This is a genomic window from Colwellia sp. 6M3 (genome assembly GCF_014077595.1).
In the GTDB taxonomy this organism is placed as follows: domain Bacteria; phylum Pseudomonadota; class Gammaproteobacteria; order Enterobacterales; family Alteromonadaceae; genus Cognaticolwellia.
In genome coordinates this window covers 1-22985 of sequence record NZ_JACGWF010000054.1, presented here as the reverse complement: position 1 = coordinate 22985, position 22985 = coordinate 1, and the positions used below count along the sequence as shown (strand labels likewise).

Below are 22985 nucleotides of genomic sequence, written 5' to 3'. Positions count from 1 at the left end.
TAATGCTTATTTATAGAGTATGGGCATATTGAGATTATCAACATTAAAATGAACGTTGTGGCTTTACAGTTTATTGATTTCTTTTTTAAGGTCATAACCTTCATCAGTCACAATTTTTTCTAGTACGCGCATACGTGCTTCAAGTGTTTGAACTTGCTTTGTCATTGCGATCGCTTGTTCATTACTTTGACTGTTATGGTTTAATGTTTTTTCTTTGAATTCTAAATGCTTCTTGTACATGTCGAACATGACACCAAACCCGACTGATATAAATACTATAGCCACAACCATTGCAGTACCTGACATACTTTAAACTCCTTTGAAACCAGAATAAAAAATCAAATTAAGCATAACGTATCTACACAAAAAATACCTTAACTTGATTAATCACTGTATCTAAAGCTTTAACCAAGATAAAGTAAAGTTGCCAATTAGTTCGTAAATAAGCCACTTAATTCTTTTTTAGCTAAGTAATTATCCATGGTTGAGCGTAATAATTTGTAAAGTAATATTGAACCATCAATTTCCTCTTTACGATTGGTTAAACTTTCAATGTTTAGCCCTAAAGGTACTTTGTATGGTAATACTGCATCAAGTATTTGAACTAGGGTATTACTACAAATTCTAATCGATTCATATAAAGGACGTTCAGCATTTAATATGCGTAAGCTAGTCGCTTCAGGAACACTGACACCAAGCCACTCTATAAATTCTAAAGTTTTCATACTGCCACAAGGTGAAAAAGTTAAAATAATGCGCTGTGGCTTTATGCCTTGTTGCTGACACTCAATAGCATATCGCGTCAACATATCTATAGTTGCCTGAGGATTATAAATAGCTTGAGAGATAAAAAAGTTACAGCCTTGCTGATGTTTTTCAATCAACTTAGCATGCTCATTACCTTTATTTGCATGACGTTCGGCAATGGTAATGCCACCAATAAAAAAGTCGTTTTCATTAGCTACTAAGGTTTCATAAGCTTTTCCTAAAGGTAAGCTAATGTTATTTTGTTGAGAAGGGCTACCAACAAGCACAATGTCACGAATACCATATTCGTGCCAAGCCTCATTTGCCCATTGATTGAAGTCATCACCGTTAGATTGCACAACACTTTTATAGGTAATAACCGGTCGGTTTGACTTTTGTTGTAACAATGAAGAATAAAGTCGAGGATCATGCGTAGACTTAAATGGAAAAGGGCGCGGTTTGGAAGTACGCGAATCTTCATTTTGAATGTCATAAACAATTAAACCGTCAAAGTCGATGTCGCTGACACGCTCAAGTAATTTATCCGCAATGGTTGAAACCTGATCTATAGGGGTATCACTTTTAGGTGGTGTTGTGCCAATAAAGTAAACACCTCGATTGACATCATTATATCGTGCTCTTAACTCTGAACCGTTTTTCACTTTCGCTGCTTCTTTTTTAAGGATAATTAATTGTCTTTAAGACTAATTATATTACCTTGTTGCCTAGTAAAAATCTTGGTTAGTCTAATAATAATTTTCTCAAATTTATGGTTAATATTCATAAGGGAATTGGCGGAAATTAAGTATGCACCGCTGACACTTGTTCTATTTGGTAGAGAATCTCATCTTTATTTTTTAATAGCTTAATCGCATTAAACAGCTTATCGGCTTGAGGGTAATATAATTTTAAATAGCGTAACCATTGCTTTAAGCGACTTGAAAAGTAAAAGCTTTTATCTCCTTGTAACTCCAATTCACTGTAACGCTTTAATAGGCGACTAAGCTCTGACCAAGCCATAGGTGTTTCATTAAATTTGATTACATTTGCTAAGTTTGGCAAAGCTAATGCACCTCTGCCAAGCATCAGGTTTGGAGTTTGGCTTTGACTGATGCAGTTTTGCGCATCGTTTTTATTCCAAACTTCACCATTAGCAAAGATTTCAATATTATATTTTTTTGTTATCTCGGCAATAAAATGCCAATAAGCGGGAGGGCGATAGCCATCTTGTTTGGTACGGGCATGAATAGTTAATTGATTCACATTGGCTGATTGCACCGCACTAACAATTTCATCTAACTTTGAGGCGTCAGTGAATCCAAGTCTTATTTTTGCTGATAACGTAGCATTGCTGCCAATAGCAGCTCTCATTTTAGTCATTATTTGATGAATTTTTTCAGGCTCGTTCAGTAAAACAGCCCCCCCTTTGCTTTTATTTACCGCTTTCGCAGGGCAGCCAAAGTTTACATCAATACCATGCGATCCCATGGCAAGCGCTCTAACGGCATTCTCCGCCATCCAATCGGGTTCTTGGCCGAGTAGTTGCATTCTTAATGGGGTGCCGCTTTGGGTCACACAGCCATGCTCTAATTCAGGACAGGTTTTTCTAAAAACATGTTTAGGGACTAATGAGTCGACCACGCGAACAAATTCAGTGATACAAAAGTCATAACTATTTAAAGATGTTAATAATTGCCGCATTAACTCATCAGCAACACCTTCCATAGGTGCTAGGATTATTTTTTGTACAGGTGAATTTTTTGTGAGGAGCATACGTTAGCAGTTTTGTTGGTTGAGGTAATTGATAGGTAACTCTCTGAACTGGGTATGTAAAAGTGAAGGTAGAGGTGATTACCCTCATAAACATAAATAAACCGATTATTTGATCAGGTATAAAACGAACTTTTAATTTTCGGTTAATTACTATTTTGGCAGTATAAACTAAACCGTATCATTCATGTAGAAGTCAGTAATTTAATTATGGCTAAAATAACAATTAAAAATAAGAAGGGTACTCATATACCCCTCTTACTTTATTTCAATAACGGGTTAGCTGTGTTGCTAAATGTTCTTATTTAAAAAGTCCAACACGTTTTTCATATATTCTGCATGGTTATCAGGGTCAAAAAAACCATAACTCTCACGACTAAATTTATGCCATGTATAAGATTTTTTTGCCTCATCTAATGCTGCTCTAAGTCTTGCGAAATGCGCGAAAGGCACATGTTCATCTTTTTTACCATGAGCTATGAATAACGGAATTTCAATGTTATTAGCATGATATACAGGAGACATTTTCATTCTTATGGTTTCATCGTATCCTAAAGTATCCTCTAAATATGCTTTGCCTTCATAAAGGTTTTTAATATTACCTTCATTGAACATTAAGTTTAAATCATAAACACCGGCATAACCAATCGCGCAGCGGTATGTTTTAGGGTACTTTATCGCGCTTTGTAATGCGGAGTAGGCGCCAAAGCTACCACCCATAATACAAGCATTATCTTTGCTCGCTAATCCAGCAGCAATAGCCCATTGGTAAGCCTCATATATGTCCTGCTGAATTTTATCTCCCCATTGTAAAATCCCTGTTTTTATTATTAGTGCTGTAAACACATACCCTGCATTAACAATAGGTTAACAATAGGTTAACAATTTATTACACTTTCGGCAAATAGTGCACAATAATGCGACCTAAAAAAATACTATTATTAACAGTTAAACCTAGATAATACGCAAACGCACAGGGAACTAAGTTCGTTTTTATTGCTTGTGATTTTATGGAGATAAAGATAGTCTGATGAAAAAGTGAGATAAGTTATTTTTGAAAGTTAATGTAAAAAAATGTAAAGGACTTGAAATTTATTATCGTGGTGTATGGTCTTTGTAAATAGCTATACTTATAAATGTAGTGTCAAATTAATATAATAAAATAAAAGGAATACAGTATGAAATTAATTAAAAAATCTTCAATTGCAGCTCTATTAAGCATATTTGCGTTAACTGTTGCGGCAACAATGCCAGTAAAAGCTGAAACAAATCCATTTGCAGTACAAGATGTCATGACTATTGTCTCTGCTGACGATGAAAAAGGTAAATGTGGCGAAGGCAAATGTGGCGAAGGAAAAATGAAAGACAAAGCCAAAGACGCAGCTAAAGGCAAATGTGGTGAAGGCAAATGTGGCGAAAGTAAAATGAAAGACGCAGCCAAAGGCAAATGCGGTGAAGGCAAATGTGGCGAAAGTAAAATGAAAGCCAAAGCCAAAGGCAAATGCGGTGAAGGCAAATGCGGCGAAAGCAAAATGAAAGACAAAGCCAAAGGTAAATGTGGCGAAGGCAAATGTGGTGAAGGTAAAGCCAAAGACGCAAAAGAAGGTAAGTGTGGCGAATAAGCTCAACACGAACTAGATAAGCTTGATAAAATAGTAAAAACCACTTCATACGAAGTGGTTTTTTAGTTTTAATAGTAGGTAAGTTATTAAATTTTCAACACTAAGGGTATTTAAATGATTAAAAACATTGTGATCACCGGCGCAAACCGAGGTATAGGACTGGCCATGTGTGTGCATTTCAAAGCACAAGGAGATAATGTTTTTGCCTTGTGTCGACAGTCGTCAGTCGAGTTAGAAAAACTTGCGGTAAATATTATCGAAGATATCGATGTAGCCACAGATCTTGGTATCGCTAATATGGTGTTAGCATTAAGCCATGTCGATATTGACGTATTAGTGTGCAACGCAGGAATATTAAGAGACGAGAGCTTAACCGAGCTTAATTTAGCAACGATTCGCGAACAATTCGAAGTTAACGCTATCGCACCGCTGAGAATTGTTGCTAGTTTACAATCACATTTGAATGAAGGTGCAAAAATAGCACTTATTACCTCCAGAATGGGATCTATTAGTGACAACGGCTCTGGAGGACGTTATGGCTACTTTTCGTCACTGTGTATTGAACGAATTATTTGTAGATATTTTTCTTTGTGTTATTGTATCTACAAAGCTACATAGTGGTAAGTTAAGTGTTGACTAAAAAAGAGTTTGTAATTAAAAAGCACGGCATCGATTCAACCTATTGGGCGTTTTTCCAAAAAAATGGGGAAATAGATATAACCCCCACTATTTTGTTTGCCAAAATGTGTGAAGCAGACAGAAAAAGAAGCTGGGAGCTAAGCACTATTGAGCAGTATGCGAGTATTATAGCAATGTTCTTTGGAACAATGAGGATGTATCAAGCTACTATTCAAACTATAACCACAAAAGAGACGCAAGGCTTTATGCAAGCCTTATACATGAAAGAACTACCTTTTCAAGAGAAAGACGGGAATCCTACATCAATATCGCGCATGAATTCTGTTGAAACAGTATTAATCGATCTGGTTGAAAAAGCCGCTCAATTTGGATTTAGAGAAGACAGGAGCCTATCATTTAATTACAAAGAAATCTCAGGGACACTTGGGAAGCTTGATGATGCGGATAGAATCCACCAATGCTACATTCCTACTGGTTTGTTTGAAGAACTAATAAAGCATTTGAAAGTCGATGGGGACTTTGAAAAAGAGAGAGATGAAATAGCACTAAGAGTCGGGTATGAGTTAGGAGTAAGGGCGGAGGAGCTAGTGCGAAAGAATAACTTTTCTATTGAAAGGTTTAAAAAAGCCCGATTAACCTACAAATTTGGTGATGAAATTGATTTGAGAAATATTATTGGGAAAGGGTCGAAGGGGGGGAAGGCAAGAAATGTAATCATAAAACCTAAGTTAGCGGTTAAAGTTTTCGACTTTATAGAGAAACACAAAGCTATATACAAAAAAAGTGAGCACTTGTTTTGCCACCGAAGTGGAAGAAAGCTTTCCCCAAGACATGGAACGACGACTTTTCGGAATGCAAAAAATAATTTGAATCACCATGAACTAAATAACAAAAGTTTTCAAAAGTTACGACACTCATATGCTACCAATATGGCCATTTTCTGTCGTAAAAATGGAATAAATTCGCGCCTTATCCAAGACAGGCTTGGCCATGCTAACTCCAGTACGACTCAACTCTACATTGAAGTAGCTTGTCTTGTGGAAGGCGACTACGACAAAGCGGAAGAGATGAGAATGGTTCGCCATGAAAATCGCGATAAAAATAAAAAAAGAAAGAAATAGGCTCAAAATGGATAATGAAATAACCACAGGGGATGAGATTACAATGGAAAAAGAGGGGCTTGGTTATCTCTCTAAATATGTCGCAGAGCAAACCATTCATCTAGAACAACTCAAAGACAAAGTGCATTTTAAACTTGATTTGCTAGAAACTGAAGAAGGTAAATTAACCGATAAAACGCTTGAAATCCCAGAACCATTTAAAAACTCACTTTTTTGCCAAGCAATCATTGCGTACTTATACTATGACGTGTTTATCGGGCGTAGCGAGTCTACAAAAAGTGGTTATATTGACCTGCTTAATCGTTTCTTTTTATACCTAACAACCCATGACGAAGGCTTAGATAACAATGAAACCTGGGCCAGATTATTAACCTTGCCAGAGGGGGATTTACCTCACAATGTAATACACCAATTTCTATTGTATCTATCTGAGAATACTGGCACTGGAAGTAATTCGCTTCACGGCTACCAGAATAAACTTCTAATAGTGGTAACTTGGGCAACTCAACTTAATATCACAACTGCAGAACCCAACTTTGCTAATGGTAATAAGCTACTCCCTTATGTGTCAGATCAAAATAACCCTGAAATAAAAAAGGATGATGTCACGCCTAAGCCAGCACTATCGCAACTCTTTACTATTAATTATGAAACAGGTGAAGAAATTAAGTGTCCTTATTCTGATTCTAAACTTATAACTAACTTGCGCTGGTTTGCTATGTGGTACCTCAATACCATGCGCCAAAAACGACTTTTCTTACGTAAAATAATGTGGGATGAAGAGCGAACTATTTATGAGGTTTTAAAAGACAGGATAGAAGATGGTACTTGGTCTATAGAATGCGCCCCATTAAGTTCAATGTATGGGAGAGCGACGAAAACACCTATAACTGATTATCTCGAAGCGAGCGCTATGTATGCTAAAGTTTACGAGGCTCTATTACCTTCAAAAGTTGAGGCTAAAAAAATGTCTGGAGGCGAGATATCTTCAAACCTTGAAAATAGACTGATGTGGGCTGAGTCAGAAGGACATTCGACACAGAATTTTATACGCTTAGTAAAAAGCTTACCAGAAGAAGAGAGCTCTAGTGCAAGTATCATTAAAAGATTGGAAGAGCAAATATCATACAATTCAACAGTTTCACCTTCCAAAAATAAACATGAAAGCATAAAGGTTCCAATTAGGCTTTATTGCGGAAAAAAATTAAGAGCATCTCCGATACCGAACTTTAGCTTAGCATCAATGATTATACCAACAAAATCAGAAAACCTTGTCATGTCTTGGTTGCTTTCCTCTGAGAGCATTCAATCGTCAAATAAATACAGGTTAAAATTAGATGATTTAAAGCAATTTAATCGAGGGAATACATTACAAGCTATCACTGATGATATTCAGGTAGATTCCATTAAATTCGTTCATCACAAGGGCCGTTCGAAAGATAAAGCCAAACGAAGAACTGGTCAAGATTTTAAAACGATTGAATATAAAAAAGGAGACCCCCTTTTTACTACATACATAAACTGGCATAAAGATATGAAGCAAGCACAGCCTTATATAACTAAGCAGCAAGAAGCATGGCTTTATTATGGGCGTAGGGAAAGATTAACTGGGGGCTCTCTTATAAATCTTAGCTTCTTAGTTGCAAAGGATAGCTTATTTAAAAGTGCTTTTAAAAAATCGGAGAAAGAACTAAAGTTTCACAGTGAAGTCAATGGTGAAGGGGCATTTCAATGGCTATTTACTCAATTCATCATAAATCACGCAAATTTTTTGAAAATTCGTCACACACGCCATTTGAATAATCGTAATACCCCAAAAGAGATCTCTTTGAGTTCAGATGCTATACGCCAAAGCAGAATCATCTTTGAAGAAAGCGAAGATATAACTGACAAAGAAAACGCAAAACGCACCGCTCACAGCGAACAGCAGGTCGATGCATACAGAGAGAACGGTGTAGCCAAAGAACGCATCCAAAATGGTATAAAAGCCAATATACAAATCTCTAACAAGATGTATGAGGAAGCTGTAAGTATCGTAGACACATACCACCTGTTGAGCGTCGATGAAGTTGATAAACAATTTCATGCCCCAAAAGGAATGTCTAATGACGATGTGATTGGGTTTATTAATGAATGTGCAGCAACCCCAAAAAAATATGGCGTGACTATTTTTGGCGGAATAATGGATAAATCAAACCCCGAGGGCGGCATAATAATCATTAAGGATGTGAAGTCTGCTTGGATGATGCTCTGCTACATTAATCACATGGAGTCTGAGCTTGAACAAATCAAAGAGAACCATGATAAACAACAGGTAGGGGAACATATATTTAAGCACGCTCAATGGTCAATGCTATTTGAACGCTTCCCTATTGAAATGCAAGAGCAAGCCAAAGAACTTGCTAAGACGCATACTATACCTTACCCACCATTGTTTTAGGGGCTTTTAACATGGCAGTAAAAGAAGATATACACAATGGCATTGTTGAAGGCTTGGTTGAGCCACAATCAACAACTCCTAGAGTAAAGTCTACTGGGGCAATAAACCAGCTAGGCCAACCAATATGGATAATAAAAGATAGGTCAACTGACGAGTTAATGAACTTACACTTTAGCAGTATTGATGAGCGAAATTTAATTTGGGTTCAAAAAATGATACTTCATGACTTTCCTTATCAGGATGGGTATAACACATTGAGCTATGCGCACAGCACAATGAGGAAGCATAAAAATGGAATTGAAAAACTGCTTACTCAACTTAATAAGAAGGAAGGACCCAAGAAACTATTAAATAATTGGACAATGAAAGATGTAACTTCTTGTATTAAGGATACGGCGATTGATGATGGAGTATTAATGTCCAATGGAACAGTGAGGTTATTACTGGAGGCACTTAAAACAAGCTATTCGATGCGTCACAAACAGGACGGAATTGAACTCTCTATTCCCAACGTTATCTTAGTGAGGGTAATGACACCTATACTTGAAAACTTTGACTTGACATACTCGCAGTGGGAAAGAGGAGAAAGTTTTGGCATGGTACCAATGCCGGTCGCTACACTGATGCTAGCTGATGCTATTAAACTGATACGCAGTGAAAAATGTCAATTACTGCAATGCTATTTCACATCCTTCAAAGATAAAGAAATATCCTTAGCAATCATAAACGGAACAGCCCACAAAAAATCAATATTCAAAGATAATATTTCTGGTTTCATAAAGTTTAACCCTAAAAGTGCTCATAATAAATCCCACCAAAAACGACTGGAATTTGTAAAAAAAATACATGCTATTAACCCTGAACTCACTGATTTTCCGTTTAAGTCATTTAGCCAAATAAATGATTGCGTAGAAGAAATACACGGAGCATGCATAGCTATACTGCTATCAGTTACATTGATGCGTATTAGTGAGTGTCATAGCGTCGGATCTGACTGGATGGAAGCTATTGAATATCTAGATGTCAATGGAGAATGGGATGTAGATGCAATACTTAAATCTAAAATCATTAAGACAGGCGGAGGCATTGTTGCTAAAAGAGGTTTATCACCCCTTGGAGTTGAAGTAATTAAATTAATCAACACTCTATCATGGGTTGATAAAGAAGCACTAGGGTTAAAGCTTTTTGTTCCGACATATAAAGGTAATTGGACAAAAAAAAACATACCTGGCAATATTAAGAGAGCCTTTAGTAAAGTCACTTTACGGAAAAGACTAAAATCATATTACCATAAGTTTATAGCGCGCTCTCATAAATCTGTTGCTGAGACTTACCCTGATATTATTCCTCATAACTTACGTCACCTGAAAATGGCATTCGGCTTGCGTAAGTTCGATGGTAATCTTGAAGCTACAATCAGGCAGGAAATGCGTCACAACAACCCTCATACACAAGCCTATTCTCTAAACAAACTAAACGAAGTGGAATCAGCACAAGTGAGAAGAGATTTTGTAAGTGAAGTGGTAAAGCGCATATTAATTAACGACCAGGAAGATAAGTGGGTTGGCCCATCAATCAAGAAAGTAAGAAAGCTTGCTAAAAAACTTTTAGGTGATAGAGATATTAAAATGCTATCCCTAGTGGAATTAGCAGAGTTTCATGAGGAAATTAACGAAAACGTACACACCATGATGTTCCACAGCTACGGAGCCTGTATTGTGCTAAACGACGAAATAAAGGTAGCTCAATGCAGTATTAAGGACAACATAGTGATGGCGGGGTCTGCGACCTCAAGTAAATGTCAAATATGCACTAATTTTTGCGTTAATAATAAGTCTCACGAACACAATATGCTAACAAATAAAGCGAGATGGCAAGACACCGCAGATTGTGAAATCATTGCTTCTTTCCCTATTGTGGCCGAAGCCAAGAAAATGGTACAACACATTGAAAAGTTAGAGGCTGAACTGGTGGCGAGCGATGAGTGATTTCTTTAAACAATTTGAAAAAGAACAACCAAAGGTTGAGGAAGTAGAGGCTGAAATCAAAGAATACCCTGATTGGGTTCTTCACGCCAAAAGCCCTGATAAGACCATGATTATGTTTGATGTAGTGGTAGACCTATATGAAAAGGCAAAGGATAAAATTAAAAGAAGGGACTACGAACATACTAGGGAGGTCACGCTTTCAAACGCACAGGTCATTAAAGCCACCCCCTTTCTTGAATCGCGTTCTGCGTTAAAGAACCACCAGGGCATTGTCGGTTGGATCAAACTTAAAAATGAAGACTTAGCAAAGCGACTTCTTGACGCTAAAGCAAAAGGTAAGGGAGTATCCACAGCAAGAAAAACCAAGGATATGCTTCGGGCTGAGCGTGATGAATACATAGGTAAGCATACAGCTAAAACACAAATTGAGATGGAACACCTAATTCAAAGTGACATGCTAGTCTCACACGCAGACTCAATTCGAGTAAATGCTGAGCAAAAGAAAACTATCAATGAACTACATAAAGAAATAGCTGAAATTAAGCATGCCAACAAATCTCTACAAGAAGAAGTTAGAACCCTACAAGAGAAACTTTTCAAAGATCAAAAGCCTCTTGTTCTAAAAGTTAAGAAGTGAACTTATATCAACCTAGTAAGCCTGTTCATGGACTTATTCACGTTTTTTGACATAAGTCCAGCCAATGTTAGTGTGAACCTAATTTACAATATATGTCGACCAAACTTTAATCGAAAAATTAAAAGAGAAAAAACAATGAGTTCTGTTGGGAAAAATCAAAACATCCAGAAATGGAATGACTGGAAAGGAAATATGACCGATCAGCAATACGTGCAGATGGTTCATGACAATAAACTGAGTCGAAAAGTTATTGCAGAAGCATGTGGTTTCTCTAAATCTGCTCTCAGACAAAATCCTACGATAGCAAAGGAACTTGCTGAGCTTGAAAATGATCTAAGAAACCGGCTTATTCTGCCACCTTTAACACCCAAAGGTGAAGATGAATCACGAACACCCAAAGCAATACAAAAAGAATCAATGAAGGCCGCTAGGGAACAGTCCAGAGTTCCCGAACTAGAACAGCGCATACTAGAGCTTGAAGCAGAAAATAAAGCCCTAAAGGGGAAGTTGGGACGCTTTAGCGAATTAAGTGACGTTTTTATGGATATGGAGGAGTTAAGATAATGCAAACGTCCTATAAGGCTGATCTTGTTGTTCGCATTACAAAGGTGTTTAATAATTATAAAAAAAGAGACACGTCAATTAACTTTAGTGCGGTTTCAGTTCATAAGTTACACCATACGGTTCTGAGTAAAATAGATTACTACACAATTAAAGCCCCTAACACTATTTCACCAGAGCCTTGTGAGGGTGAAATATGGGCGATAATAGGTGATGCTAGTTATGAAGAAACTCAAAGTTTTGACGGGAATTACTTCATCAAAAAGCATCATGTAGTGGTTGTTACTGCGGAGATAATTCTTTCCAATAATCCAGTAGGGTTTAAATCGTTTATTGCAGATACCCCTCATTTTGAAGGGATAGGGATAGCAACAGCAGAAAAACTATGGCAAACGTTTGGCGGTGATATATACCAAATTTTAGAGGATAAAAATTTATCAAAATTATTGACTGTAAAGGGTTTAGGTAATGTTTCCGCAGTAAGCTTAATTACGGGCTACGAAAAATTTTCCTATCTGAGGTATTCAAAGTTCTTCACAGAATATGAAATACCGGTGCCAATTCAAAAACGCATCTATAAATTCAAAGGAGTCACCGACGGATCATTAATTGAAAAAGATGGGATTAAATTTGATCCTGATCCATCACTTATGATTACAGAAAACCCTTATTCATTAAGCATTTTTGGAATGACCTTTAATCAAAACGATAGAATAGCCAAAAAACATTTTGGAATTAAAGACGGTGACCCTAGACGATTGATTGCTGCTGTTACTCAATGCTTAAGGAAGCATACGTCTAATGGACATACGATAGCTATTAACAAGCAATTAGTTAAGCCATTAAAAGATATGTTGCGTTGTAATGAGTTGGTAAGTAAAGCACTGGCGGGAGCTTATGATAGGCGAGCATTTATCATTTACCCTGATAGTGGAGTATATCAATTTACCCCCACTTACATTATGGAAAATGTAGTAGAAAAACGTTTCTTAAAATTACACAATAAAGGTGAGACATACAACGAATCAGAAAATGATGCTTGTTCAAGTGCTTTTCAATTAAATTCCTTTGAATTGGAAGAACAACAACGTGAAGCTGTCATAACTTCAGTCAGTTATGCTATCTCATGCATAACTGGTGGAGCGGGTACCGGTAAAACAACAGTCCTTAATACTGTTTTAAATGCTTACGAACAGATGGGCTATAATATCAAAGCTGTAGCATTAAGTGGTCGGGCAGCAATGAGAATGCGACAAAGTATCCAACGACCCTGCTCAACGATTGCCAAATTTTTAAAAGAAGAACCCATTGATGATATTGGTAATAACAAATTTTTATTAGTTATTGATGAAAGCTCTATGATTGATTTACCGACCATATTTAAAATGGTCATACATATAGACCCCGAAGTAAGAATATTATTTGTTGGAGATCCTAATCAATTACCTCCTATTGGTGCAGGGAATATATTAGCTGACATAGTGCAATCAAGAATCATAAATAACACTGAATTAAATATTGTGAAGCGCCAAGGCGCAAGCTCTGGCATTCCTGAATATTCAAAGTTAATCAATCAAGGAATTGTTCCCAGTAAATTAACAACTGGTTCCATAACGTTTCATGAAACAGAATTTGAAGGTGTGGTAGATGCATGCGTAAAACTTTACAAACAAGCACCGTCAGACAGCCGTATAGTGGCTCCGACTAACGCCCTTGTTGATAAAATTAATGAGGAATGTCAAAAAGTATTAAACCCAGACGGCAAACAACTAGCATTTGAGATTGACGGGCAACACTTTTTTGATCGATTTTATCTAGATGATCCTGTTTTGTTTACACAAAATAACTATGACGCAGGTGTGCAGAACGGTTCGTTGGGTAAATTGATTTCCGTTGAGCAAACGGATGGACAGCTTGGTATAGTGCAGATGGATGATTTCGAAAATGAAGAAGACAAATTCGTACCATTGACACAAATATTACTTCAGTCTGTAAAGGCAGGATATGCTATTACGCTCCACAAGGCACAAGGTTCGCAATTTCCAAAGGTTATCATCGCTTTGTCGGCTGGTAGAAACTTAGATAGAGCATGGCTCTATACAGCCATTACAAGAGCTGAATCTGAAATTCATATTGTAGGAACAAGAGATAAACTGCTTAGCGCTATTAAAAATCAAAGTAATGCCAGTAAGCGGCAAACCTATCTAAAAGAGCTTTTAAAAAGTAAATAATGATAGGGGGCCACCTCCTGTAAACACCACTCTAAAACCGTAACCTAAACAAAGCTTAACATTAAGTTTGCATTCTTTGGTTGCTTGTTTCATGGGATACACAATAATTATTTGTGACTACGCATAATGTTTGAAATTGACTCTTAATAATCACTAATGCCACTTACTGACCTTATTTAGGTGTTAAAAAAACACCTCAAAAGGACGGCTTTTAGCCAAAAGCGGAAGTTAGCTTTTGAGTTAAAACGGCAGATCAGGGACCCTAAAGTTGTCGTTTTTATATAAAAACTCACATCCATTCACAATTGAGATTGTGCCGAAAATTTTTTCACGGAATTAGATCTCAAATCCCCAAAGCGGACATTGAATCATGCATGTAAGCTTTAAATAAATTTAGAGTATTAAATCTAAGGCGCTTTCGCCCCCCACGCGAGTTAGCGTCTCCTTCAAGCTCAGACTGTGTGAAAACTATTTTGAACTTGCGTAATTCGGAAATAACAACGAAAAAAGGCTCTGTAGATTTAAATCTGTAGTATGTTTGGTGTCAAACTACCTTTGAATTTACGTAGCGTTGCATAAAAATTGTAAGCTGAGAGTTTTCACACAGCTTTAGCTCAAAACAGACACTCACCGTTATTAGCAATAATGACTTAATTGAACGATAAGCAATCGTTTAATATACTTCATTTCACAGATTGTAAAATCATTTAAATTTATAAGTGACTATAGGTATGAAGACAATTGGCAAGCTCGCCAAAGAGTTAGATATAAATGTTGAGACCATAAGGTTTTATGAAAAAAAAGGGCTTATTTCTCAACCAATAAAGCCAGAAAATGGTTATCGTTTATATAGTAGTGCTATTGCAGACAAGCTTAGGTTTATCGCTAAAGCAAAAGCTCTTGGCTTTACATTAAAAGAAATATCCTCATTAATGTCTATGGAAAATAACTGCGCCCAAGTAGAAAGTCTAGGTTTGCAAAAATTAGATATAATTCGAAATAAAATATTTGATTTACAGCGTCTAGAGAGCGTTATTAGTAAAATGACTAATTCATGTAAAACCAATCAAGACCAATACTCTTGCCCTATTATTGACTCATTAAAGTAATTGTTGACTCCGTATCTATATACGGAGTTTATCGTGATTATAAATTACTTAGGAATGATTCTATATGATAAACAAATTACTCGATAAAGTTGGCTCTGGTGGGGTTTGGATAGCAGCTCTTAGTTGTACTGCCTGTTTTCCTGCATTAGGCTCGTTGGCATCAGCACTTGGCTTGGGATTTCTTTCATCTTTTGAAGGCGTTGCAGTAAATACTTTACTACCTATTTTCGCTACCCTTGCGTTACTCGTAAATATATATAATTGGTATCGCAATAAAAACTATTTAAGAGGTGCTTTAAGTATTCTTGGTCCTATAGCTGTTTTACTAACACTATATCCTCTTTGGCAATATGGTTGGAGTACCTATTTATTCTACTTTGGCATAAGTTTAATGGTCGTAATGTCAGTATTAGATATTGTAAAACCTATAAAGGAGCGAATATGCAAAGTGTAAAATTAAACTCAACAATAACTTGTCCTGAGTGTGGTCATAGTAAAACAGAAAAAATGCCAACCAATGCCTGTCAGTGGTTCTATGAATGTGAATCATGCAAAGTATTATTAAAGCCTTTAAAAGGTGATTGCTGCGTTTTCTGTTCTTATGGAACTGTTAAATGCCCACCAATTCAAGAAGGACAAGATTGCTGTAATAGCTAACCATCATAGTCATCCGTCAGATTTGAGCGTACATAAAATAAATCCGTAGCATGCTACTGTAGTAGCTCTAAAGTCTTCCACACTAATAAGAGAAGATGTTCTCTCAAAACAACGAGCCTGTAACAGGTTTAGTTAAAATGTCTTTTCATCTTTGAAAGTATTTCTAATCGTTTTTTGAGTCTCTACATATTTCGTCTACGAACTCAAATTCCAACGTTGTATGTTCAAGATGAAACGGGCTTAGTCGTGTTGATATTTCATGCTTTATCGCAATATATTCCTGTTGATCAAAATAATGGTTCACTACTAAATGAGCAGTAAGTACATGCCTTTCACCATCAAGTGACCACAAATGAAAATGATGAATGTCTTCAATAGACGTCAATGTTGATAATTCATTTCTTATTTTTTCTTGCATGGCTTGTTCTGGTGTTGCCTGCAAAAATAGACGTATTGCAGTGCGGAGGTTTTTTAAGACATTAAAAAGAATAAATAACGTAAATCCGATTGAAAGTATGGGATCAAGTATTGGCAGTTCGATAAACATTAAGACGATAGCGACAATTAGCACAGCTACCCAACCTAAAACGTCTTCCAGTAAATGCCAATTAAGTACACGTTCGTTTAATGTTTTCCCGTCACTTAATTTGAAAGCTGCATAACCATTAACAATCACCCCTAATATCGCTAACCATAACATGCCTTGAGCATCAGGCATCTCTGGCGATAACAATCGAGGGAATGAAATGGTTAATACCCAAATCGACCCTGCTATTAAGACAACACCATTAATAAGTGCGCCTAATAAAGAGAAACGATGGTAGCCGTAACTAAACATTTCATCATGGCTTTTCTTGCTGAGTTTATTTAATCCCCATGCGAGACCGATGGATAAACTATCTCCTAAATCGTGAACCGCATCCGCCATTATTGCGGTGCTGTTGGTTAACCAGCCGCCAATAAATTCGATAATAGTAAAACAAACATTTAATATAAATGCCCAGCCAATACGACTTGAAGACATATCTTTAGAAATATGACTGTGTCCATGGCTAGTTGAGTGTTGATGTAAATTGTCGGACATTACTTTCTCCTATAAATTGATATCCCGTAGTGAATACCTACGGGATATAGCGTTAAAGCAAACAGTTACATTTACTTTAACCAAGCAGAACTACCTTCTCATTTCTTCAATCCGACCTTTAGAAAACCAACCATAAAGTACGGGAAGGACAAATAAAGTAAGGAACGTTGCTGTAACCAAACCACCAACAATTACCGTGGCTAATGGTCGTTGTATCTCAGAGCCTACACCGCTTGACATGATAATAGGAATCAAACCAAGGGCGGAAGTAATCGCTGTCATCAGTACAGGGCGAAGTCTTGATACAGCGCCTTCGTAAACGGCTTCGGCAATACTTTCCGTACCTGTTTGAATGCGTAAATTAATCGCTTCAACCATAACCACGCCATTAAGAACCGCAACACCAAATAAGGTAATAAAACCAATCGAGCTAGGTACAGATAGGTATTGACCAGAAATATATAAGGCGACAATCCCACCAATCATAGCTAAAGGTAAATTAACGAGGATGAGCATGGCTTGACCAACACTGGCAAAAGCAAAATATAATAACAAAGCAATAATGCCAATAGAAAGTGGAACAACAATGGTGAGGCGTTGCTGTGCTCGTTGTTGATTTTCAAACTGACCGCCAATATCAACTGAATATCCCGCAGGTAAATCAACCTCATTTGCAATCGCTTCTCGAATATCTTTTACGACACTACCCATGTCTCGCCCTTGCACATTGGCTTGAATAACGACGCGTCGCTGGACATCATCTCGGCGTACCTGAGGTGGCCCTGATTCAATGGCAATATCGGCAACATCACCCAATCTCACCCATGCACCTGTTGGGGCTTGTAATCGTAAATCAGCAATAGCTTGTTGCTGATTTCTAAACTCTTTGGCTATTCGCAGGTAAATGTCATAACGCTCATTTCCATTAATGACTTGTCCTACTTCGTGGCCACCAATACCATTACGCACTAATCTCATCACATCACCAACCGATAAACCGTATCGAGACAATTGGCGACGGTTTGGTCTAACGACTAACTGTGATTCACCTGCTATTGGCTCCATAGCGACATCCCTTGCACCATCAACACCTTGAATAGCATTAACTATAGCCTGGCCCTGCTCAGCAAGGATATCGAGATCTGCACCAAAGAGTTTTATTGCTAACTGCGCTTTAACACCAGAAAGTAATTCATCTACTCTTGTCGCTATCGGTTGAGAGAAATTCAGTAATAAGCCAGGGAATTGCTCAAGCTTTACTTCCATCAAACCTTGAAGTTCATGGCGTGTTTTAGCACTGGTCCACTCTACAACTGGTTTGAGACCAATATAGATTTCAATGTTACTGACCGGCTCTGGATCGCCACCAATTTCTGCTCGGCCAATACGACTGGTAGCAGAAGTAACTTCAGGAAATTCAAGTAATATTTTTTCCAATTTAGGTGAAACTGAAAGGGCAGTCGCTAAACTGGTTGAAGGGGCCATGGTTACACGTAAATTAATAGTGCCTTCTTCAAGCTCTGGCACAAATTCAGTGCCTAAATTTGGCACTAAAAATAACGTACCAACAAGCAAGGCTCCAGACCCGATAAGAACTACTTTTTTGGCGTTCATCGCTTTTGTTAAACTACTGCGGTAAAGCTTTTCTAGCACACTAACGAAAGGGCTAGTTCGTGCTTTAAAACCTCGTTGAAACAGGTAACTGGCTAACGCAGGTACAACAATGAGTGATACCGCTAAAGACGCCACCATAGCAATCATAATACTAATCGCCATGGGTTGAAATAGTTTGCCTTCAACGCCTTCTAAGCTAAACAAAGGCGCAAAAACCACCATAATAATGGTTACTGCAAAAAATACAGGCTTAGCGACTTCTCTAGCGGCAATTTGTATACGCAAACTAACATCGATATCTTTTTCGACATCAAAAGGGTTCTCACTGTCATGCGTTCCTTCATGACGACGGTCTGGCTGACTGAGATGTTTGAAAATATTTTCCATCATAACCACCGCACCATCTACCATCATCCCTATAGCGACCGCTAAACCACCCAGTGACATTAAATTCGCAGACAAGCCATTGTAAGCCATAATCATTAATGCCATACCAACAGAAAGCGGGATAGAAATAAGTACCAGGAAAACTGCGCGGATATTCAGTAAGAAAAGCACCAGCACAATAACAATAAAGACAAAAGCCAAAATCAATGCCTGCGAAACTGTACTGACGGCTTTTTCAATGAGGTCTGCTTGATCATAAATAGGTTCAAACGTCACTCCTTTTGGTAGGGCTTGTTGGATGAGCGGTATTCTGTCTTTTATGCCATCAATGGCAACTTTAGTATTTGCGCCCATACGTTTCAAAACAATACCCGATACAACTTCACCTAGAAATTTGCTTCCGTTAGCACCGACACGTTTTGTCATCGTGACCGCGCCTTGTCTAATTTCGCTTCCAAACTCAACAGTTGCCACATCAGCAAGATAAACAACAGTACCTTCAATTGTTTTAACAGGAATTTGTTTTAGTTCTTCAATACCTTTTTCATCACTACTTAACCAACCAACGCCTCTAATAATAAGTTGCTCTTGGCCTCTATCCATATACCAGCCACCCGCATTGTCATTATTATCATCCAATGCATTAGCAATATCTTGTTGAGTTAATTGGTAAGCAAGCAAGCGAGAAGGATTAACATTGACTTGATATTGTTTAACATTTCCACCAAAGGCTAAGACATCAGTTACTCCGTCTACTGGCATTAATAATAATTTAACCACCCAATCATTTAGACTTCGAAGTGACGTACTGTCATAACCAGAGTCTTCATCAGCGAGTAGTAAATATTGATATACCTGCCCCAAACCAGAGGTGTTTGGACCAATTTCAGGTGTTCCAACACCTTCAGGTATTAATTCTTTTGCTGATTGCAATCGCTCAAAAACCAATTGACGAGCAAAATAAATATCAGTGCCTTCCTTGAAGACAACCGTAATACCAGACAAACCTGTTTTGGAAATAGAGCGTACTTCTTCAACATCAGGTAAGGCATACATTACCGCTTCGATAGGAAAGGTAATGAGTTGTTCTACTTCTTCCGAAGCTAAACCAGGTGCTTCAGTATTTATGGCAACTTGCACGTTTGTAACATCAGGAAATGCATCCAAATTCAAACGTGGAATAGTAAAAATGGCCGCAGCCGTTAACGCAACCAAGGCAAGTATCACCAATAATCGGTTAGCGACAGACCAGTCAATCAAACGATTTAACATGTGTTAGTTCTCCAATTATCAATTAATGGTTATGAGCATCGAAACTGCCTTTGGCAATTTCTGCCGCGACATAAAAAGCGCCAGTTGTGACGACTTTGGTGCCTGCTGGTAATCCCTTAATTTCACGTGATTTTCCCAGTTGTCGTCCCAATTCAACTTCGACACCTTTAAATTCGCCATTTTCTTCAACAAACACCATCCAATCACCATCACTACCACGCATTAATGCTTCTTCAGGCACAGTCAGAACTTTTTTGTCTGTTTCAAGGGCAAAATAGATATCAGCAAATAAACCGGGATGAAGCTTATGACCGTCATTTTGAACCTGTAAACGTATAATGCGTGTGCGAGTTACTGGGTCTATGGTATGAGCTTTTTGAGTGACCGTAGCTATGTATGTATTGTTACCTACATTTACTTGCGCCTTTGAATTTTCAGGTAAGTCCAATTCCATTGATGGAGCTAAACGTGCTTCAACCCATAACGTATCCTCATCAGCCAGATCAAATAAAGTACCGCCGGATTCTATGCGTTGTCCTTGACGGAAATTATCAGATAATACAGCGCCAGAAGTCTCTGCGTTTAGGGTGTATTGTCCAAGTTTTTTAGTGTTGGTAGTCAAAGAGGTAATAGCGTCAGCAGATAAGCCAAACGCATATAATCGTCCTAAGTCAGCCTCAAAATCGGTCTGAGCTTCTATAAAACGTTTGTCACCTACCGCTTTTCGACCCAGTTTTTGCACTCGTTTCCACTCTGAATCAGCGAGTCTATAGCTGGCTTGCGCCTCAGCCATTGACTCACTAAACAAGGTAACCAAGGGCTGATTAATTTCAACATGGTCACCTAAAGCAACATGGCGTTTTAGGATGACGGAATCCACTCTGGGCGAGACTAAATAACTGGTATAATCATTAACCTTTATCTCTCCTTGAGCATAAATACTATAAGACATCGCCTGAGGCTCTAGTACGGATATATTAATTTCTGCTAAATTTAATTGCTCCGTTGAAAGTTTAACTCCTGCACCTTCTTCTTCGTTTTCATTTTTACCTTCATGTCCATGCCCGTCGTTTTTTTCTTCTTTGTGTTCATTTTTAGCTTCATGTCCATGTCCATCATCTTTTTCTTCAACATGCTTTTCGGTTTTTTCAGATGATTGAACATTTGCAAATGTCGCAGTAGTTATGGTTGTTATCCCACAAAAAAGTGCGGCCAGCGTTATTAATTTAATTTGCTTATTCATATGTTTTTTCCAAAATTGGTTCATTGATTATTAATAGGTTCTTGAGAGTGCCTTTAATATTCAAAGCTGAGATAATTGCAAAGTAGCGGCCTTAATTTGACCTACCTGTAATAGCCAGTCGATTTGGCTTAATTGAAATTGACTTTGTAATTCAATACCCGCATTAAGACCTTCAGCACGTTGTTGCAATGCAAGTAAATATTCGGTAGTACTTACATCACCGCTTTGCCATTGCTTTTGCAGTAAATTGCCACTACGTTTTCCTCTTCCATCCATCAATTGTTGCCATCGTTGATAGTTTTTTTGATAAGTGATTAAGGTGTCAGTGCTTGATTGGATAGCAAATCTCTGTTTGCGCATAACGGAGCGAAAATTTGCTTCAGCAGCTATTGCTTGTTGATTCGCAGCTCTTGCTTGTGCTGAATAATTGTTACGGATATTCAAAGGCATTGAAAAAGTTACGCCTAGTACATTTTCCCTATCATTTTTGCCTGCGTTAAAACCTATAGTTGGGTCAGCTTTAGTTTCTAACAAAGCTAGTTGAGCATCACTTCTAGTTATTTGCCACTGTGCTTTTGCCGCTAAGACTAAGGGATGTTGTTCAAGCCATTGAGGTGAAAGTTGATAATTAGTGATAGTTAAACCTTGCGCAGGTATAACCTCTTTATCTGGCGTCCAATCTCGCAATAGCTCTTTGGTTTGGGCTTCTGCTTGTTTTAATTGAACTTGTACCTTTGCGGTAACATTCAACATTTGGGATAAACTTAAAAAAGTAAGTTCGGCATCTACTTGCCCTAGATCACCTGCTTTTTGACGGTCTTTAACTATATCAAGTAAGGTTTCTAACTGCTTTTCTTGTTCTTGGGCAATAACAGCTTGTTTTTTAGCTGCTTGCCAAGTAACTAACGCTTGTAAAGCTTGCGCTGTCTTTTCTTGAACAAGAAAGTCAAAGTGTTTGCTTGCTTGAGTTAAGCTAAAGTTAGCTTGTTGCTCTTTCGTTTCTCGTTTATCCCATAAATCAATCGTTTGATTAATACCAATTGAATAATTATTAGCGTTACCTTCTCGTTCATAACCCGTCTCTAGTTCAGGATTATAAAGTGGTTGCTTATTTCCTTCAGCATTTGAAAAAACAGCATTCATTTCTTCTTTGGCGGCAATAATATCGGGATGTTTGTTTATTTGCATCGATAACCAAGATGTCGATGTTGTTTGTGCATTTACGCTTTGTATATTAATTAAAATAGCCAAAGACATACTGACGCATAGCACAGCGCCAATATTTTTTTGAAAAAATATTTTCATAAATTAAACTCATATTTATTTAAATAGTGTTAACCAACGACAGTGAAATCGTAGTAGACACGAATATAAAGATGCTCAGCTAAACTGAGCTATTCTAATTAGAGTTAACTTATAGGGGGGATTATTGGGTTATCGTGAAGAGGGCTTGAATATTGAAATAAATACCCATACTGATGTCCTATTTGATTCGGACGCTCAGTAAAGGTTTGAGCTTGAACGAGCCACTGAATATGAGATCCATGGCAATGACCACAATGATGACAATCTTTAGCATTATGTTCATTGTCTGTTGGTAATTCTTTGTCAGCTACAAAGCGATCAGATTCATGAGAATGTTCAATTTGGATATGCTGAATATCAATTTCATGAATTTCTTGTGAATTTGCAATAGCTACAAATGATTGTAATACAATCAAAATGACTAAAGTAAAATTCAGAAGCTTATTTTTCACAGCAAAACCTTTAAGGATACATAACACAAATTTATTGAGAAGGTATTTAGAAAATAATTAAATTTAAGAATATTCAAAATAACCGCACAATAATAACATCTATAGT

At 37.5% G+C, this 22985-nt stretch carries 20 protein-coding genes; 11 read left to right on the top strand and 9 right to left on the bottom strand.

Annotation, left to right across the window (positions count from 1 at the left end; all coding sequences use genetic code 11):
* Positions 1 to 63: 63 nt before the first annotated feature.
* The 4 genes from H4J50_RS12325 to H4J50_RS12310 form a co-directional block, all read right to left on the bottom strand.
* Positions 64 to 306 carry a hypothetical protein gene (locus H4J50_RS12325; RefSeq protein WP_108455323.1) on the bottom strand — a complete coding sequence of 81 codons (243 nt, stop codon included), beginning with the start codon at positions 304 to 306 and terminating at the stop codon, positions 64 to 66.
* A 125-nt stretch (positions 307 to 431) separates the two neighbouring features.
* On the bottom strand, positions 432 to 1409 hold the full coding sequence (locus H4J50_RS12320) for a methylenetetrahydrofolate reductase (RefSeq protein WP_182256753.1): 978 nt from the start codon (positions 1407 to 1409) through the stop codon (positions 432 to 434).
* Positions 1410 to 1548: 139 nt separating this feature from the next.
* Positions 1549 to 2520 carry a tRNA-dihydrouridine synthase gene (locus H4J50_RS12315; protein WP_108455325.1) on the bottom strand — a complete coding sequence of 324 codons (972 nt, stop codon included), beginning with the start codon at positions 2518 to 2520 and terminating at the stop codon, positions 1549 to 1551.
* Positions 2521 to 2808: 288 nt separating this feature from the next.
* The gene (locus H4J50_RS12310; protein ID WP_182256751.1) at positions 2809 to 3363 is read right to left on the bottom strand and encodes a S9 family peptidase; all 555 of its coding nucleotides are present in this window, start codon (positions 3361 to 3363) and stop codon (positions 2809 to 2811) included.
* Positions 3364 to 3695: 332 nt separating this feature from the next.
* Here H4J50_RS12310 and H4J50_RS12305 point away from each other — a divergent pair, with 332 nt between their 5' ends.
* From H4J50_RS12305 to H4J50_RS12255, 11 genes are all read left to right on the top strand, one after another.
* Positions 3696 to 4139 (top strand): hypothetical protein, encoded by a 444-nt coding sequence (locus H4J50_RS12305; protein WP_108455327.1) that lies wholly within the window; start codon positions 3696 to 3698, stop codon positions 4137 to 4139.
* Between the two features lie 114 nt (positions 4140 to 4253).
* A complete protein-coding gene (locus H4J50_RS12300) occupies positions 4254 to 4757 on the top strand; it encodes an SDR family NAD(P)-dependent oxidoreductase (protein WP_182256749.1) in 504 nt (167 codons plus the stop codon).
* Between the two features lie 11 nt (positions 4758 to 4768).
* Positions 4769 to 5899, top strand: coding sequence for a site-specific integrase (locus H4J50_RS12295; RefSeq protein ID WP_081149233.1), 1131 nt, complete (start codon positions 4769 to 4771; stop codon positions 5897 to 5899).
* On the top strand, positions 5862 to 8339 hold the full coding sequence (locus H4J50_RS12290) for a hypothetical protein (RefSeq protein ID WP_081149234.1): 2478 nt from the start codon (positions 5862 to 5864) through the stop codon (positions 8337 to 8339). The genes H4J50_RS12295 and H4J50_RS12290 overlap by 38 nt, the downstream gene beginning before the upstream one ends.
* Positions 8340 to 8350: 11 nt before the next feature.
* Positions 8351 to 10327 (top strand): hypothetical protein, encoded by a 1977-nt coding sequence (locus tag H4J50_RS12285; protein WP_081149236.1) that lies wholly within the window; start codon positions 8351 to 8353, stop codon positions 10325 to 10327.
* Positions 10320 to 10964 carry a hypothetical protein gene (locus H4J50_RS12280; RefSeq protein WP_081149237.1) on the top strand — a complete coding sequence of 215 codons (645 nt, stop codon included), beginning with the start codon at positions 10320 to 10322 and terminating at the stop codon, positions 10962 to 10964. Before H4J50_RS12285 ends, H4J50_RS12280 begins: the two co-directional genes overlap by 8 nt.
* 135 nt (positions 10965 to 11099) lie before the next feature.
* Positions 11100 to 11528 (top strand): VPA1267 family protein, encoded by a 429-nt coding sequence (locus tag H4J50_RS12275; RefSeq protein WP_081149239.1) that lies wholly within the window; start codon positions 11100 to 11102, stop codon positions 11526 to 11528.
* Positions 11528 to 13756: an AAA family ATPase gene (locus tag H4J50_RS12270; protein WP_081149240.1), complete on the top strand. Its 2229-nt coding sequence runs from the start codon at positions 11528 to 11530 to the stop codon at positions 13754 to 13756. Before H4J50_RS12275 ends, H4J50_RS12270 begins: the two co-directional genes overlap by 1 nt.
* A 731-nt stretch (positions 13757 to 14487) precedes the next feature.
* Positions 14488 to 14865 (top strand): MerR family transcriptional regulator, encoded by a 378-nt coding sequence (locus H4J50_RS12265; protein WP_081149242.1) that lies wholly within the window; start codon positions 14488 to 14490, stop codon positions 14863 to 14865.
* 64 nt (positions 14866 to 14929) lie between these two features.
* A complete protein-coding gene (merC, locus tag H4J50_RS12260; RefSeq protein WP_081149243.1) occupies positions 14930 to 15319 on the top strand; it encodes an organomercurial transporter MerC in 390 nt (129 codons plus the stop codon).
* On the top strand, positions 15307 to 15522 hold the full coding sequence (locus tag H4J50_RS12255) for a GDCCVxC domain-containing (seleno)protein (protein ID WP_081149245.1): 216 nt from the start codon (positions 15307 to 15309) through the stop codon (positions 15520 to 15522). The genes merC and H4J50_RS12255 overlap by 13 nt, the downstream gene beginning before the upstream one ends.
* 163 nt (positions 15523 to 15685) lie before the next feature.
* Here the strand turns inward: H4J50_RS12255 and H4J50_RS12250 are convergent, their stop codons facing one another.
* The 5 genes from H4J50_RS12250 to H4J50_RS12230 form a co-directional block, all read right to left on the bottom strand.
* A complete protein-coding gene (locus H4J50_RS12250; RefSeq protein WP_182256747.1) occupies positions 15686 to 16606 on the bottom strand; it encodes a cation diffusion facilitator family transporter in 921 nt (306 codons plus the stop codon).
* Between the two features lie 90 nt (positions 16607 to 16696).
* Positions 16697 to 19879: an efflux RND transporter permease subunit gene (locus H4J50_RS12245; protein ID WP_182256745.1), complete on the bottom strand. Its 3183-nt coding sequence runs from the start codon at positions 19877 to 19879 to the stop codon at positions 16697 to 16699.
* 22 nt (positions 19880 to 19901) lie between these two features.
* On the bottom strand, positions 19902 to 21122 hold the full coding sequence (locus tag H4J50_RS12240; protein WP_182256743.1) for an efflux RND transporter periplasmic adaptor subunit: 1221 nt from the start codon (positions 21120 to 21122) through the stop codon (positions 19902 to 19904).
* Positions 21123 to 21182: 60 nt separating this feature from the next.
* Positions 21183 to 22427 (bottom strand): TolC family protein, encoded by a 1245-nt coding sequence (locus H4J50_RS12235; protein WP_182256741.1) that lies wholly within the window; start codon positions 22425 to 22427, stop codon positions 21183 to 21185.
* A 104-nt stretch (positions 22428 to 22531) separates the two neighbouring features.
* The gene (locus H4J50_RS12230) at positions 22532 to 22879 is read right to left on the bottom strand and encodes a DUF2946 domain-containing protein (RefSeq protein ID WP_182256739.1); all 348 of its coding nucleotides are present in this window, start codon (positions 22877 to 22879) and stop codon (positions 22532 to 22534) included.
* Positions 22880 to 22985: the final 106 nt, after the last annotated feature.

Bases quoted from the DNA above. Each gene is read 5' to 3' on its own strand.
- H4J50_RS12325 (WP_108455323.1), bottom strand. From the start codon at position 306: ATGTCAGGTACTGCAATGGTTGTGGCTATAGTATTTATATCAGTCGGG.
- H4J50_RS12315 (WP_108455325.1), bottom strand. From the start codon at position 2,520: ATGCTCCTCACAAAAAATTCACCTGTACAAAAAATAATCCTAGCACCT.
- H4J50_RS12305 (WP_108455327.1), top strand. From the start codon at position 3,696: ATGAAATTAATTAAAAAATCTTCAATTGCAGCTCTATTAAGCATATTT.
- H4J50_RS12300 (WP_182256749.1), top strand. From the start codon at position 4,254: ATGATTAAAAACATTGTGATCACCGGCGCAAACCGAGGTATAGGACTG.
- H4J50_RS12290 (WP_081149234.1), top strand. From the start codon at position 5,862: ATGAAAATCGCGATAAAAATAAAAAAAGAAAGAAATAGGCTCAAAATG.
- H4J50_RS12285 (WP_081149236.1), top strand. From the start codon at position 8,351: ATGGCAGTAAAAGAAGATATACACAATGGCATTGTTGAAGGCTTGGTT.
- H4J50_RS12280 (WP_081149237.1), top strand. From the start codon at position 10,320: ATGAGTGATTTCTTTAAACAATTTGAAAAAGAACAACCAAAGGTTGAG.
- H4J50_RS12275 (WP_081149239.1), top strand. From the start codon at position 11,100: ATGAGTTCTGTTGGGAAAAATCAAAACATCCAGAAATGGAATGACTGG.
- H4J50_RS12270 (WP_081149240.1), top strand. From the start codon at position 11,528: ATGCAAACGTCCTATAAGGCTGATCTTGTTGTTCGCATTACAAAGGTG.
- H4J50_RS12265 (WP_081149242.1), top strand. From the start codon at position 14,488: ATGAAGACAATTGGCAAGCTCGCCAAAGAGTTAGATATAAATGTTGAG.
- merC (WP_081149243.1), top strand. From the start codon at position 14,930: ATGATAAACAAATTACTCGATAAAGTTGGCTCTGGTGGGGTTTGGATA.
- H4J50_RS12255 (WP_081149245.1), top strand. From the start codon at position 15,307: ATGCAAAGTGTAAAATTAAACTCAACAATAACTTGTCCTGAGTGTGGT.
- H4J50_RS12250 (WP_182256747.1), bottom strand. From the start codon at position 16,606: ATGTCCGACAATTTACATCAACACTCAACTAGCCATGGACACAGTCAT.
- H4J50_RS12245 (WP_182256745.1), bottom strand. From the start codon at position 19,879: ATGTTAAATCGTTTGATTGACTGGTCTGTCGCTAACCGATTATTGGTG.
- H4J50_RS12240 (WP_182256743.1), bottom strand. From the start codon at position 21,122: ATGAATAAGCAAATTAAATTAATAACGCTGGCCGCACTTTTTTGTGGG.
- H4J50_RS12235 (WP_182256741.1), bottom strand. From the start codon at position 22,427: ATGAAAATATTTTTTCAAAAAAATATTGGCGCTGTGCTATGCGTCAGT.